We start from the raw sequence: 14,089 nt of genomic DNA on the forward strand, positions 1-14,089 counted from the left end.
GGACGCGTCAGGCGCGTTCCTGCACGCAGACCCACGGCGAGATGACGACCGCCCACAGCTCCGGGTTGCGCGCCGCGTAGTCGGCGGCCGTTTCGGCCGGCATGCGTGCGACGAGGCCGGCCGACAGCCAGCGCGTGACCTGCTCGGCGTCGTCGCTGGCGACCGCTTCCGCGACGCTGACGAGATCGAGGTCGCGCGCGACGGACAGCAGCTTGCCCTGCGCGAAGAAGCGTTCGAGATCGCACCAGTCGATCTTGGCGGTCTCGCCGAGGAGTTTGGCGTAGAGCGGGCTGTGCGACGCGCCCGCGGCGGATTGGTGATCAGAGGACATCGGTTTCTTGGAAAAACTGCGTGGCGCCACTATAAACCATCCGGCCGCACGGGCCGAGCCGCCGGCGGGCGGGTCACGCGTCGCGCAGTGCGCGACGCACGATCTTGCCGGTCGCGGTCATCGGCAAGCTGTCGACGAACGCGATCGCGCGCGGATACTCGTGTGCGGCGAGCCGCGTGCGCACGTGCGCCTGCAGCGCGAGCACGAGCGCGTCGTCGCCGATGTGGCCGGGATTCAGCACGACGAACGCCTTGACGATCTCGGTGCGCGTCGCGTCGGGCACGCCGACGACGGCCGCCATCCGCACCGCCGGATGCGTGAGCAGGCAGTCCTCGATCGGGCCCGGGCCGATCCGGTAGCTGGCGCTCGTGATCACGTCGTCGTCGCGGCCGACGAAGCGCACGAAGCCGTCGGCGTCGATCGTGCCCGTATCGCCGGTGAGCAGGTAGTCGCCCGCGAACTTGTCGCGCGTCGCATCCGCGTTGCGCCAGTATTCGATGAACATCACCGGGTCGGGACGGCGCACCGCGATGCGACCTTCGACGCCCGGCGGCAGCGGCGTGCCGTCCGCGTCGACGATCGCGACCGCATGACCGGGCACAGCCTTGCCGATCGCACCGGGCTGCGCGTCGAACAGTGCCGCGCACGATGACAGCACCATGTTGCACTCGGTTTGCCCGTAGAACTCGTTGATCGTCACGCCAAGCGCGTCGCGTCCCCAGGCCGTCAGCTCGGTGCCGAGCGACTCGCCGCCGCTCGCGACCGATTTCAGCGACAGCGCGTAGCGTTCGCGCGGCCGCTCCACGGCGCGCATCAGCTTCAACGCGGTGGGCGGCAGGAACGCATGCGTGACGCCGTGCCGGGCCATCAGCGCGAACGCCGCATCGCCGTCGAACTTCTCGAAACGGCGCGCGAGCACCGGCACGCCGTGATGCCATGACGGCAGCAGCACGTCGAGCAGGCCGCCGATCCACGCCCAGTCGGCCGGCGTCCAGAACAGGCGCGCGTCGCGCGGGAAGCATTGCTGCGACATCTCGACGCCCGGCAGGTGGCCGAGCAGCACGCGATGGGCGTGCAGCGCGCCTTTCGGTTTGCCCGTCGTGCCGGACGTGTAGATGATCACCGCCGGATCCTCGGCGGCCGTGTCGGCCGCCACGAAATCCGGTGATTCCGCGGCGAGCGCCGCGTCGTAACGCAGCACGCCCGGCGCGTCGGGGGCATCGTCGCCGACGCAGTAGACGGTATGCAGCGCCGGCAGCTGCGCGCGCAGCGGCGCGATTTTCGCGTAGCCGGCCGCGTCGGTGACGAGCGCGGCCGCCTCGCTGTTCGCGAGCCGGTATTCGAGCGCATCGACGCCGAACAGCGTGAAGAGCGGCACCGCGATTGCACCGAGCTTGTACGCGGCGAGGTGTGCAATGGCCGTTTCGGGCCCTTGCGCGAGAAAGATGCCGATCCGGTCGCCGCGTCGCAGGCCGGCGCGCGCAAAGCTGTTCGCGAGCCGGTTAGAAGCATTCTTCAAGTCGTCGAACGTGAGGCGGAACACGTCGCCCTGCGCCGTTTCGTAGATCAACGCGAGGCGACCGCTGCCGTCGGCCCATTTGTCGCAGACGTCCATGCCGATGTTGTAGCGGGCCGGAATGTCCCAGCGGAAGCGGGTGAGCAGGTCGTCGTAGCGGTCGGCGGCGGGCAGCATCGCATTGTCTCCTGGGTGTCGATCGTGGCGTCGGGCGCGCGGCTTACATCAGGTTTTCACGCAGACGAATCCACAATGGTGTCTGCTGATAGGGAATGTTCGGACTCGTCCAATAGCCTCGGCTCAGTGCACGATTCCACAATGACGCATAAGATCAAGTCAAAACAGTGATGTGACCATGGATTTGCTTCTGATAGCTGCGGGGTTCAGCCTGATCGGAATCGGTGTGCTGGTGGCGTTTGCTCGTCACGTCGATCCGCTGTCCGGCCGTTTCACCGGACGTCTGCGCAAGCGCTGACTCAATCATTTTCGTGTTTCGCCGCGACGGCACGCGATGCGTGCCGGCATCGCGTGTCGTCCGTCGTGCGCTCAGCGCGACGGCAGGTAGCGTGACGGGTCGATCGACCGGCCGCCGTAGCGCAGCTCGAAATGCAACGCGACGCGATCGCTGTCGCTGTTGCCCATTTCCGCGATCGACTGCCCCTGCGTAACCGACTGACCTTCCTTCACCAGCAGCGCGCGGTTATGCGCGTAGGCGGTCAGGTAGTCGGCGTTGTGCTTCAGGATGATCAGGTTGCCGTAGCCGCGCAGCCCGTTACCGGCATAGACCACGACACCCGGCGCGGCTGCGACCACCGGCGTGCCCGGTGCGTTCGCGATGTCGATCCCCTTCGATTTCGAGCCGTCGAACGTGCGGACCACATTGCCGGCCGCCGGCCAGATCAGCGAAATGCTCGTGGCCGGCTTGACGGCCGATTCGACCGGCGCGGAAGGGGCGGGGCGCGCGCGGCCGGCGCTGCCGGTGCCGGTGGTCGACGGCGTCGATGCGGTCGTCGTGCCGGGCGGCGGCGCGACGCGCAGCACCTGGCCGACTTCGATCGCATCGGGGTTCGTCATCTGGTTCCAGCGCACGACGTTCTGCACAGACGTGCGGTTGTCGCGCGCGATCTTGTAGAGCGTGTCGCCACGCTCGACGCGATAGAACCCGGGGCCGACGGGTGCGGAGCCGCACGCGACGAGCAGGGCGGCGCAGGCGGCTGCGAAGAGTCGCTTCGTTGTTGTTCCGAACATTGAACCTCGCAAAACCCTGCCGCGGGTGACGCGGCAGGCAACACAAAACGTCCGATTTTAACGGGTTCGACCCGCGCACCGCAGTTTAGGCCGTTGCCGGGGCCGTCGCGCGCCGGTTTGGCGCGCCGCGTATCAGCCTGCGAGCGGGCGTACGCGAATGCGCAGCGTGGCCGTTTCCGTCGCGCCCGGCGCGAGCATGCGCAGCCCGAGGCCGTTGTGGATCGCATCGGGCAGGCCGAGCCACGGCTCGACGCAGTAGAAGTCGGAATCCGGCTTTTCGGTCCAGGTCGTGACCGCGTACCACGGGATCGAGCCCGGCACGTCGAGCGCAATCTCGATCGTGCGGCGGCGGCCCGGCATCACGATGCGCACCGGCGCGGACGGTTCGCCGTCGAGGCAGTGGAAGCGGTCGACGATGTCCGGATCGTCGAGGCGGTAGTGCGCTTCGCCGGGTTCGAGCGGGCTGATCGAGCCGTCCGGGCGCTGCCGGCAATTGCGGGTCGGCGGCAGTTCGAGCGTGGTTTCGGCGCGTTCGCCATGCGGCAGCGCGAAATAGAAGTGGTGGCCGGCGTAGTAGGGCAGCGGTGTGTCGCCGCGATTGGTCGTCGTCAGCGCGACGTCGAGCGTGTGCGCGTCGGCCAGCCGGTAGGTCGTCTCGAACCGGAAATCGAACGGGTAGCTCGCGCGCAGCGCGTCGTTCGCGTCGAGCGTCATCGACAGCGCGCACCCGTCGGCCGACGGATGCGCGTCGAACGGCAGGTCGCGCGCGAAGCCGTGCATCGGCAGGTCGCGGACCACGCCGGCGGCATCGCGCCAGCGGCCGAGTTCGCCGTCGACGCGGTGGCGGCCGAGGAACGGGAACAGCAGCGGATTGCCGCCGCGCACGCGGGCGAGGTTGCTCCAGTCGGCCGTTTCCGGCCAGAAGATGACCGGTTCGCCGTCGACGTGCCAGGACAGCAGGCGGCCGCCGAATTGCGGAGCGACCCGGACGAGCGACGGGCCGGCGTGAAGTTCGTGGATGTCGTGTTGCTGGAAGATCGGCATGGCGAATCGGATTGGGCGGGTGGACGGAGCAACGCGCGTTCCATTATCGGGCCGCAGCGGCTCGGGGAAAACCCTTCTCGGGAAATTGCGAGTTTTTAACATTCTCAACGGTCTGGATAATGCATCTAAACCGGTGATGTTGCCGGGTCATGACACTTCGAGGAGGGGGCCATGGATCTGGCAATGGCAATGGGTATCGCACTGTTCGGCATGTTCACCGGCAGCACGGTATTATTTTTCTATCAGCTCGGCCGCTGACGGCAATTCCTGCCGAAGTCGACAGGCCCGCCATGCAAATGGCGGGCTTTTTGCTTTCTATGCGCTTACAAATTGCAAGCGTTTGTGTGCATTGCCGCAATAACCTGCCAAATGCCTTGGCGCAGTAATCCTGGCTCGGCATAATCGGGGCGCGTTTTTTCGGACGCGCATCGCGTCGTCCGTCTTTCTTCCCGCTTAATCTCGACTAAAAGGACCGACGCGTGAGTCTCTGGTTTCTGGTATTCCTGAGCGTCCTGCAGGGCGTCACCGAACTCTTCCCCGTCAGCAGCCTCGGCCATACGCTGCTCGTGCCGGCGCTGTTCGGCATGCATATCGACAAGCACGCGCCGCAACTGCTGCCGTTCCTCGTCGCGCTGCACCTCGGCACCGCGCTGGCGCTGCTGTGGTACTTCCGCGCGCGCTGGATCGCGCTGATCAGCGGTTTCTTCGCGCAGCTCGGCGGCCGCAAGAACGACGACGGCCACCTGATGTGGGCGCTCATCATCGGTACGATTCCGACCGGCATCGTCGGGCTGTTGCTCGAGAAGCGCATCGAGCGCGTGTTCCACGATCTGCGGATCGTCGCGATCGCGCTGATCGTGAACGGCGTGCTGCTGTGGCTCGGCGATCGCATCCAGCGCAGCCGCGTGCACCAGGCGCCCGAGAAGATGACGTTCAAGCAGGCGTTCTTCGTGGGTCTCGCGCAGATCGGCGCACTGATTCCGGGTTTCTCGCGCAGCGGGCTGACGATGATCGCGGGCAACGCGGCCGGGCTGACGGCCGAGAAGGCGGCGGAGTTCTCGTTCCTGCTCGGCACGCCGATCATCTTCGCGGCGGGCGTGCTCGAGCTGCCGAAGCTGTTCCATGCTCGCGACCAGCTTGCCGATGCGCTGCTCGGCGGCGTGCTGACGGCGATTGCCGCGTACCTGAGCGTGCGGTTCCTGATGCGCTATTTCGAAGGGCGCGGCCGGCTCGCGTCGTTCGGCGTGTATTGCGTGATCGCCGGCGTGTTCTGTCTCGGCTGGTTCATGCTGCATCCGCAGCCGGTTTGAGGCTGTGGCGGCCCGATTCGCGTGATGTGACGTGATGATCGGGTATAATTTCGGGCTCGGTTTCGTACCGGGCCCGTTTTGTTTCGGGGCTTTGAGTCTGGCGGTGCTGTCGCTGCTGCCCGACAGCCCGGTACCGAATGCGGTCCGCGTCAGGCCGTGTCTTTTCTCCCCGACCGCCCTTAGCTCAGCTGGATAGAGCAACGGCCTTCTAAGCCGTAGGTCACACGTTCGAGTCGTGTAGGGCGGGCCAGTTTGATCAATTGATGATCGTCGCGAGCCCGCCCGGGCAGACGCAAACCCCTCACTCCACCGTCACCGATTTCGCCAGATTCCTCGGCTTGTCGATATCTGCACCGCGCAAGCATGCCGCGTGATACGCGAGCAATTGCAACGGCACGACGTGCAGGATCGGCGACAACAGCCCGTAGTAATCCGGCATCCGCAGCACCGACACGCCTTCGCTGTTGTCGATCCGCGTATCCGCATCGGCAAACACATAAAGCTGCCCGCCTCGCGCCCGCACTTCCTGCATGTTCGACTTGAGCTTTTCGAGCAGCGCATCGTTCGGCGCGATCGTCGCGACGGGCATCGTATGCGTCACGAGCGCGAGCGGCCCGTGCTTCAGCTCGCCCGCCGGGTACGCTTCCGCGTGGATATACGAAATCTCCTTCAGCTTCAGCGCACCTTCGAGCGCGATCGGGTAGTGCAGCCCGCGCCCGAGAAACAGCGCGTTTTCATGCTGCGAGAATTCCGCCGCCCAGCGTTCGATCTGCGGCTCCAGCCCGAGCACGTCTTCGAGCGCACCGGGCAGCCGCCGCAGCTGGGTCGTGTAGCGCGCGAGCTGCGCGTCGTCGACGTAGCCGCGCAGCCGTCCGAGCGTGACGGCAAGAATGAACAGCGCGACGAGCTGCGTCGTGAATGCCTTGGTCGACGCGACGCCGATTTCCGGGCCGGCCCGCGTCAGGAACCGCAGGCCGGTCTGACGCATCATCGCGCTGGTCGGCACGTTGCAGATCGCCAGCGTGTCGATATGGCCGAGCGCCTGCGCGTACTTGAGCGCGGCGAGCGTGTCGGCGGTTTCGCCGGATTGCGACACGCTGACCACCAGCGTGTTGGGCATCGCAAGCGCATCGCTGTAACGGTACTCGCTCGCGATCTCGACCTGCGCGGGTATGCGTGCGATCGTTTCGAGCCAGCGGCGCGCGGTCAGACCGGAATAGTGGCTCGTGCCGCACGCGAGAATCAGCACGTTGTCGATCTGCTCGAACGCCCGCGCGGCATCCGGGCCGAATACGGCCGGATCGAACAGCCCCGCGTCCGGGATGGTCGCGGCCACGGCCTGCGGTTGCTCGAATATTTCCTTCTGCATGAAGTGCCGGTACGGCCCGAGTTCGACCACACCCTGTGCGGACGAAACGGTTTGTATCGCGCGCTCGATCGGTGCGCCGGTGCGATCGAGCACGCGTACGCCACCCGGCGTCAGCTCGACGATGTCGCCTTCCTCGAGAAAGATGAAGCGGTCGGTGATGCCGGCGAGCGCGAGCGCATCGGACGCGAGAAAGCATTCGCCGTCCTTCACGCCGACGACGAGCGGCGAGCCGGCCCGCGCGCCGATCAGTCGCTGCGGCTCGTGTTTGCTGAACACCGCGATCGCGTAGGCGCCGTGAAGCTGCGACGTCGCATCGCGTACGGCCGCGAGCAGGTCGCCGCGATACTTGCTGTGGATCAGGTGGGCGACGACTTCGGTGTCGGTCTGGCCGTCGAACTCATAGTGCTCGTCGGACAGTTGCTTGCGCAACGTTTCATGGTTTTCGATGATGCCGTTGTGCACGAGCGCGATCTCGTCGCGAGAGAAGATCGGGTGTGCGTTGCAGGTCGCGGGCGCGCCATGGGTTGCCCAGCGCGTGTGGGCGATGCCGGTGCTACCGGTCAGGCCGGCGCTGCGCACGTGCGCGTCGAGATCGGCGACGCGCGACATGCTGCGCTCCCGTCGCGCCTGGCCGTCGACGACCGTCGCCACGCCGCATGAATCGTAGCCGCGGTACTCGAGGCGACGCAAACCTTCAATCAGAATCGGGACGATGTCCCGTTGCGCGACCGCGCCGACGATGCCACACATGACACGTCTCCTTCCCTGTGGATTTTCTTGGGCCGCATGCACGCTGTATCAGCGCGCCGCAGTCTCCGTTGCCTCCGCCGTCGTGAAACCGCACTGAGCGGGCGCGACGGGGTCGGCCATCCTGCTTTCGAATGCGAGATAAAGCGATTCCTCCAGTACGTTCCAGTGCGCGCCATGCCGGTATGGGCCCGATCGCGCATGCCAGCAGGCGACCGTGCTCCAGTCGTTCATCTTGAATGCGACCAGCGCAATCAAGCCCCATGGATAATCGCTGCCGGCCAGTTGCAGCCAGGTCTTGCCGTATTTCTGCATCCACTGCGCATAGAGCGTCTCGTTCGATTGGTCGGGGACCTGAATCCCCGACAGGAGCGGGAAGATCTGCGCGACTTTCGCCGGATAGAAGCTCGTGTCGCTGATGCGCTGCGTGCTCGCGCGAAAGCCGGATTGCGTGCCGCGCCAGAACACCTTCAGGATCGCGGACGAGAGCCGGTCGGCGCGCTGGCTCCACGGGCCCGCGTGCGTGTAGTCGGCATGCCGGACGTAGTACGCGGCGAGCGCCTGGAACGCGCTGTGTACCTCGACGTTGTCCATCAGCAGCGCGACGTGCAGCGTCGACGAGATCTGATAGACGCCGGCGGGCTTGCTGAGCAGGGTGTCCAGATGCGCACCCGCGCGGTTCAGGCTGAGTTCCCACGCGGCGGGCATGCCGTCGGGCGGCGCGAAGCGGGAGAGCAGTTCGATCCACGTCGCCATCATCGAGTCGTCGGCGTCGGCTTCCGCGCATGCGCTGTACTGGCCGCTCTTCACGCAGTAGCGATCGAAGCCGCCGTCGGGGCGCTGACGCGGCAACAGCCACGCGATCCACGCGAGTGCGGCCTGATGGGCGTCAAGCCCGGCATCGGCGGCGGCGAGCAGCGCCTTCGCCGCGAAATACGGATCGATACCGGCGCCATTCAGGCGCACGGTGATCGCGCCGTCGGGGCGCTGGTACAGTCCGTTGAGCTGGAGTTCGGCGGCGCTCGCGTGCAGCGCGAAGCCGAATGCCGAGACACAGCAGGCAACGCACCACAGGCGGCATAGGCGGGCGGCGGCCGCCGCGCGTGCGCGTGCGGCCGGGAAAAGCGCGGGCCGGTTCATGATCGGGGGCTCCTGCGCGGTGGTCCTGCGCAATGTCCGCCGGGCGCGGCGTTGGCCGCGTCGCGCGCCGGCGGGGGTGTCGACGTTGCGGCTCAGTGCACCTTGGCGCTGGTGAACTTGAAGCTGGTGCCGCTGTTCGCGGTCACGAGCCAGTACGTCGAATCGGTAATGACGACACTGCCGATGCCTTGCGTGATGACCGGCAGGGCGAAGCCCTTCTTCGGCAGCAGCCAGGTCATGTTCGCGAGGCTGGTCGGATGGCTGGCGGCGAATGCCCAGCCGCTGCCCGTGTCGGTAGCCGACCACGTGACGTTCAGGCGCGCACGATCGAAGATCGTGATGTCACTCATCGTGTACCACTTGAACTGACCGAGCAGCTTCAGCGTATTCGCCTGCGAGAAGATGGCCGACAGTGTCGACGTATAGGACGACGCGCCAAGCGGGTGCGCATAGATCAGCCGGCTCGTGCGGTTCGCGACGACGAAGTTCATCAGGGCTGCGTACCAGTTGTTCACGTCGCTCGTCGGCACTGCATACTGCTGGAACTCCTCGAACGTCGCGTACTTGCCGAACGGCATCACCGGGTAAGCCCACAGGCCCGGGTTCAGCAGCGCGCCGTTGCGATATGCGCGGGTCGGCGCCGAGCCGGTGTGGCCGGTGAAGTAGTACCCGTTGAAGCCGTTGGCTTCGAGCCAGTTGACCGACCAGGTCGGCGTGTTGCCTTCCGGCGCCGCATATTCGACGTCCGGCTGGCCCGTCGCGGCCTGGACGGCCTGATGGTTCATCACCAGGTACTGCGTGAACGTGCTCGCGTTCGTTTCGCTGGCATTTGCCCCCCAGTAGTCGTGAATCCAGCCGCCGTGGCTGCCGACGTGATGGCCCTTGCTCAGGAAATACTTCACGAGATTCTGCGCGGTAGGGTTGTTGGCGAGGTTCACGCCGTCGCCGTCGCCGAAGGCCGCTTCGTCAGGGCCTGCCGTGATCACGAGCGAGAACGGTCCGTTGTTCCACACGCCGAGGTTCTTCAGCTGGAGCGCCGGCTGGATCTGGTCGCCCGCGCAGAAGTGCCAGTTGAACACCAGCCCGGCCATCGCCTTCGGCAGCGGCGACAGCGACGGCAGGTTCAGCATCTGTGTGCCGAAATAATGCAGGTAGCCGTGGATCAGCATCCCGTCGGTCTGGCCGTCGAGGTAGGCGAGCGGCAGGTTGACGAACAGCACGCCGCCGTTGCCGTACGTGTTGTAGCCGGACACCAGCCCGAACGTCGGCGAGGTCAGGATCGTCGTGCCGGTGTACGTCCCCTGCGTGACGAAGCTCGGATAGGTGAGGAAGCCGTACACGTAGCCGGAGATACCCTCGAGCGTGTCGGTGGTCGTTGCCATGGTCGACGCGAGCGTGGTGGCTGTCGCGCCGGTCGCCGTGCTGACGAGCGAGTTGGCGCTATACGTGCCGGACTTCACCTGCTTGCCGTTCGCGACGCCGGTCAGCTTCGGGGCCGTCTGGTTCAGCACGCCGCTGCCTGCGGGCGACGTGTCGTACTGGAACCATGCGCCGTGGTTGTAGTTGGCGAGGCCTCCGGGGTTCGACGGGCTGCCGGACAGATACAGCGCGGTACCGGTCGTCTGCTTCGACGAATTGTTCGTCTTCGAGTTGCTGGTGGTCGCCGCGGCCATGACGCTGGCGGTCGTCGTGGTCGAAGCCGTCGTGGTCCACGTCATCGACTTGCCGGGAGGCACCTGGAGCGTGCGCAGCCAGCTGCTCATGCCGGTCACGTTGCCGAGGCCGATCATGTTGCCGCCCAATTGGTCATACAGTACGTAGTCCACACCGACCATGTTGCTGAAACGAGATTTCGGGCTCACGTAGAAGCCGGCCGAATTCAGCACGCCGAAATCGTAGACCAGCATCACCTTGCCGCCGTTCAGCGCATAGTTCTGGATCGCCGTGACGAGCGTGTCGTCGGCCGTCGTATGCACCTGATCGGGCAGGATCAGGCCGGGATACTGCGACAGCGACGCGCCGGCCGCCATGAACTGGCTGTCGGTCATCACCGTGATCTGCAGCCCTTCCTCCTGTGCGGTGTCGAGCCATGCGGACACGCGCGGATCGGGCAACGTCAGCGTATTCGGCACCAGCAGGATGAGCTGGTTGGTGGCCGCCTGAACGCCGCCCGGACTGAATGCGAACGCGAGCGCGAACAACGCGAACAGGATCCGCAAGAACTTGCCTGACTTTGCCAACATGGTGTGCTCCTCGCTCAAGGAATGGGGGCGCGCGGCAGCCGTGATACGCGTGCCGCCAGGTCGACCAATCCTGCCCCGTAGGTGTGTGCGGCTGTCCGGTGCGTCGGACATCGAGCGGCACCTGTCGACGGCAGCCGGACCAACAGGACATGTCGGTACGCCGCGCTGCCGTCGTCGACGAGCGGACTCGATGCGACACATTGAGTGAAGCGAACAACGTGCCATTTGCCCCGGAGGCCCGGTCCTGCTGGCTTCATGTGACGCGAGTCGCGCGGCACGGCAGCAAACGCAATGGATTCGTTTCATCGCTGATACGGTGCGTTTGCGTGCGAAATCAGCAGACGGAATCCGGGCCGTTCGTCAGCGCGCCGGGCCAGCTCGCGCAGTAGGTGTAGAGCGTGACCAGGAGGCCGATCAGCAGCGGTCCGCCGAGCAGGAAATAGCAGAACGGCAGAAACAGCAGCGAGCCGTGATGGATGATCATCGCGTGCAGCAGCATCACGAACGGCAGCGCGAAGACGAAGTAGCCGAGCACCAGCACCGATGCGAGGGCCTTCTGCAGCAGCGAGAAATCGAGCGGGTAGTACAACGCCGCCATCACCAGCGGGATCATCGCGATCGCCGCGCCGTGCAGCACGAACATGTCGCGTAGATGCAGCAACGGTACATAAGGAAACGTGCCGGGCGCGAGCCAGAAATAGACGCAAATCAGCAACTGGGTGAAGCTCGCGATACGTAACAGATATGCAACGGGCAGCCAGTTCCGATGCCGCATGAAGGACGCGGCGAAGCCGATGGCGCAGAGCGCCGCGGTGGCCGCCAGCAGCACGCCGCCGGGCATGCGCGCGGCGACGTCGATCGACAGCAGCGGCACGCGCGGCGCGTCGGGCGGATAGCCGATCACGATCACGTGGAGCGCCGGGTCGATCTGGTGCGCGCCCCAGGTCATCACCGCGCGCCAGTAGCGCCACGCGATCGGCAGGTCGGCCCACAGCAACGCGTACAGCGCAGGCGTCAGCAGCGCGATCGACGACAGCCAGCGCTGCGGATAGGCGTGGATCCGCAGCGAACGGTCGGCGGGAGGTCGGACGGGGTGCGTCTGCATGGCGCCCGCCCGGCTACCAACGATAGAACACGCTCAGCTCGCCGCCGATCCGTGAGTAGTACGGGTTGTGGTAGTAGTCGAACTCGAGCTGCGTTCCCCACTTGCGCGTGAACCAGTAGCGCCATTTCGCGTCGATCTCGTGGCTGCGGAAATCGGCGATCTGCGAGCCGGAGCCGGTGACCTGGTAGGCCTCGCGGCCGAACCCGCCGCGCAGCACGATCACGCTCTTGCCGACTTCGCCGTAGGTGACGGCGCCGTAATAGGCCGGCGCCTTCACCGATCCGGGCGAATCGACCGTGTAGTTGGTGCCTGCCTCGAAGATCCATTTCGGCAGCGCGTACCAGATCAGGCCGGCGTGATAGAGCTGGTCGCGATGGCCGCTGCGGTTCCACGCGTAGCCGGCGCCCAGCGACACGACGAGCGAACGATTCGACAACAGCTTGCGATTGATCGACAGGTCGACGCGTGCGCTCGGCAGGATCGTCCCCGACGTGGTGCCGGCGAACCCGATGCCGCCGAACCAGTCGGGGTTGAAATCCTGCACGTAGGTCAGTGCGCCGAGCTGCGTGTTCTCGCCGAAGCGGTGCAGTTGCGCGAGTTCGCCGAGCACGGTGCGCCCGCCGTCCTGATAGACGCCGCGCAGATGCACGCCGTACCAGTCGCCGTAGCCGTGCGTCAGGTGTGCGCTCGAATAGCCGAGCGACAGTTCGGTGTGCTTTTCTTGCGGCGCCTGGACATGTGTGACGATTGCGTCGGGCAGCGGCGGCCGGTTCGTATCGTCAGGCGTGAACTCGGCGAGCGGCACGCCGTCCGGCAGGCCGTCGGCGCTGACGCGGACGAACGTGGATTCGTCGCGCGGCCGCGGCATGATGACGGTGGGAACGTCGGGCGACTGCACGGGCGGCGCGGCGGCGGCGTCATCCGGCAGTGCCGCCAGTACCGGTGGCGTACCGAAGGCGACGCCGCACAGCACCGCGAGGGTGGCAACCGGCACGCGCGGGCCGCGATGGCAGGGGCGATCGGACATGAAGGCGCTCCTTAACGGGATGCGTGGAACCAGCCGCTGCGCCACGCGACGAGGTCGCCATGCACGCATGCGTGACCGACGACCGAGACATCGCGCGCGCACGCGCTGACGGGATGGCCGGCGACACCGATGCGCGCACCGGTCAGCCGCAGCAGGCCGCCGGCCGACACGACGCCGTCGATGCAGCTCGCGTTCGCGAGCAGCACGTCGTCGCGCGCGAACACGGCGCCGTGCAGCAACGCATGGCGTTCGAGTTCGACGCGATGCGCCTTGACGCTGCCGCGCAGCACGCAGCCTTCGCCGAGCGTGAGCGTGCCGTCGACGATGAGGTTGCCTTGCACGACCGTGTGCGCGGGCAGGCGAACGTCGCAATGCACCAGGTAGCGGCCGTGCAGAAAGCGGTGCGGCAGCGATGCGAAGTGGCGGGTGAGCGAGATCGCGCGGCGCGGCGCGGCTGGCGCGCCGGCGGGGCGCGCACTCGGCGCGGCACCGAAGACGATCGGTTCGCCGTACAGGCACGAGAAACCGCCGGCGCCGTGCAGGTGCACCGTGCCGCCGACCACGACGCCGCGCAGCACCGCGCCGTCGACGTCGATCCGCGGCGCGTGCGCAAGCGCGCCGATCGTCGCGCCGGCCTGAATGTCGATGCGTTCGCCGGCGAACGCGTACGCCGCGCGGGCGCCGCCGTCGAGCGTGATCGCGCGATCCGCATGGAGCACGTCGTCGCGATGCTCGTCGTGGGCGACGTGGATCGTGTCGGCGTGCTGTACGGCCAGCCCGAGTGCTTGCCAGGGCGGTGCGGCGGACGGATCGGCCGGCGGTTCGCCGGCCGCATGTGCCCGCAGCGCGTCGTGCCAGCGCGTGGCGAGCAACGCCTGATCGACGAACGGACCGTCGCCGATCGGCAGCGCCGCGACGTCGCTGCGCCGGATCAGTTCATGCAGCATCGGCAGGAACGGCAGGCTGAGCACGCCGGCTACCGGCACCATCACATTGAAGGTCGTCATCG

The 14,089-nt window shown here is 66.6% G+C and carries 11 protein-coding genes and 1 tRNA gene; 2 read left to right on the forward strand and 10 right to left on the reverse strand.

What is annotated here, in order from left to right; genetic code table 11:
* Window positions 1-7 precede the first annotated feature (7 nt).
* From HWX87_RS10190 to HWX87_RS10205, 4 genes are all read right to left on the reverse strand, one after another.
* The gene (locus HWX87_RS10190) at window positions 8-331 is read right to left on the reverse strand and encodes a DUF2288 domain-containing protein (protein WP_176047019.1); all 324 of its coding nucleotides are present in this window, start codon (window positions 329-331) and stop codon (window positions 8-10) included.
* A 73-nt stretch (window positions 332-404) separates the two neighbouring features.
* On the reverse strand, window positions 405-2,024 hold the full coding sequence (locus HWX87_RS10195; protein ID WP_176047020.1) for an acyl-CoA synthetase: 1,620 nt from the start codon (window positions 2,022-2,024) through the stop codon (window positions 405-407).
* 369 nt (window positions 2,025-2,393) lie between these two features.
* Window positions 2,394-3,095 (reverse strand): peptidoglycan DD-metalloendopeptidase family protein, encoded by a 702-nt coding sequence (locus tag HWX87_RS10200; protein ID WP_176047021.1) that lies wholly within the window; start codon window positions 3,093-3,095, stop codon window positions 2,394-2,396.
* Window positions 3,096-3,227: 132 nt separating this feature from the next.
* Complete coding sequence (locus HWX87_RS10205; protein WP_176047022.1) at window positions 3,228-4,139, reverse strand: aldose epimerase; 912 nt, start codon at window positions 4,137-4,139, stop codon at window positions 3,228-3,230.
* Window positions 4,140-4,618: 479 nt separating this feature from the next.
* On the opposite strand from HWX87_RS10205, the gene HWX87_RS10210 reads away from it, so the two are divergent.
* Window positions 4,619-5,449 (forward strand): undecaprenyl-diphosphate phosphatase, encoded by an 831-nt coding sequence (locus tag HWX87_RS10210; RefSeq protein ID WP_176047023.1) that lies wholly within the window; start codon window positions 4,619-4,621, stop codon window positions 5,447-5,449.
* A 173-nt stretch (window positions 5,450-5,622) separates the two neighbouring features.
* Window positions 5,623-5,699, forward strand: a tRNA-Arg gene (locus HWX87_RS10215).
* A 51-nt stretch (window positions 5,700-5,750) separates the two neighbouring features.
* Here the strand turns inward: HWX87_RS10215 and glmS are convergent.
* From glmS to HWX87_RS10245, 6 genes are all read right to left on the reverse strand, one after another.
* Window positions 5,751-7,568, reverse strand: a complete 1,818-nt coding sequence (glmS, locus tag HWX87_RS10220; protein WP_176047024.1) for a glutamine--fructose-6-phosphate transaminase (isomerizing) — start codon at window positions 7,566-7,568, stop codon at window positions 5,751-5,753.
* A gap of 48 nt (window positions 7,569-7,616) precedes the next feature.
* Complete coding sequence (locus tag HWX87_RS10225) at window positions 7,617-8,705, reverse strand: hypothetical protein (protein ID WP_176047025.1); 1,089 nt, start codon at window positions 8,703-8,705, stop codon at window positions 7,617-7,619.
* Window positions 8,706-8,797: 92 nt separating this feature from the next.
* The gene (locus HWX87_RS10230) at window positions 8,798-10,948 is read right to left on the reverse strand and encodes a polysaccharide deacetylase family protein (protein WP_176047026.1); all 2,151 of its coding nucleotides are present in this window, start codon (window positions 10,946-10,948) and stop codon (window positions 8,798-8,800) included.
* Between the two features lie 334 nt (window positions 10,949-11,282).
* The gene (locus HWX87_RS10235) at window positions 11,283-12,053 is read right to left on the reverse strand and encodes a hypothetical protein (protein ID WP_176047027.1); all 771 of its coding nucleotides are present in this window, start codon (window positions 12,051-12,053) and stop codon (window positions 11,283-11,285) included.
* A 13-nt stretch (window positions 12,054-12,066) separates the two neighbouring features.
* The gene (locus tag HWX87_RS10240) at window positions 12,067-13,080 is read right to left on the reverse strand and encodes a YaiO family outer membrane beta-barrel protein (RefSeq protein ID WP_176047028.1); all 1,014 of its coding nucleotides are present in this window, start codon (window positions 13,078-13,080) and stop codon (window positions 12,067-12,069) included.
* Between the two features lie 11 nt (window positions 13,081-13,091).
* Window positions 13,092-14,087 carry a polymer-forming cytoskeletal protein gene (locus HWX87_RS10245; protein WP_176047029.1) on the reverse strand — a complete coding sequence of 332 codons (996 nt, stop codon included), beginning with the start codon at window positions 14,085-14,087 and terminating at the stop codon, window positions 13,092-13,094.
* Window positions 14,088-14,089: the final 2 nt, after the last annotated feature.

It is taken from the genome of Burkholderia sp. BCC1644 (assembly GCF_902833225.1).
Classification (GTDB): Bacteria; Pseudomonadota; Gammaproteobacteria; order Burkholderiales; family Burkholderiaceae; genus Burkholderia.

Coding starts and splice junctions, on each gene's coding strand:
- HWX87_RS10190 (WP_176047019.1), bottom strand. CDS start 331: ATGTCCTCTGATCACCAATCCGCCGCGGGCGCGTCGCACAGCCCGCTC.
- HWX87_RS10195 (WP_176047020.1), bottom strand. CDS start 2,024: ATGCTGCCCGCCGCCGACCGCTACGACGACCTGCTCACCCGCTTCCGC.
- HWX87_RS10200 (WP_176047021.1), bottom strand. CDS start 3,095: ATGTTCGGAACAACAACGAAGCGACTCTTCGCAGCCGCCTGCGCCGCC.
- HWX87_RS10205 (WP_176047022.1), bottom strand. CDS start 4,139: ATGCCGATCTTCCAGCAACACGACATCCACGAACTTCACGCCGGCCCG.
- glmS (WP_176047024.1), bottom strand. CDS start 7,568: ATGTGTGGCATCGTCGGCGCGGTCGCGCAACGGGACATCGTCCCGATT.
- HWX87_RS10225 (WP_176047025.1), bottom strand. CDS start 8,705: ATGAACCGGCCCGCGCTTTTCCCGGCCGCACGCGCACGCGCGGCGGCC.
- HWX87_RS10230 (WP_176047026.1), bottom strand. CDS start 10,948: ATGTTGGCAAAGTCAGGCAAGTTCTTGCGGATCCTGTTCGCGTTGTTC.
- HWX87_RS10235 (WP_176047027.1), bottom strand. CDS start 12,053: ATGCAGACGCACCCCGTCCGACCTCCCGCCGACCGTTCGCTGCGGATC.
- HWX87_RS10240 (WP_176047028.1), bottom strand. CDS start 13,080: ATGTCCGATCGCCCCTGCCATCGCGGCCCGCGCGTGCCGGTTGCCACC.
- HWX87_RS10245 (WP_176047029.1), bottom strand. CDS start 14,087: ATGACGACCTTCAATGTGATGGTGCCGGTAGCCGGCGTGCTCAGCCTG.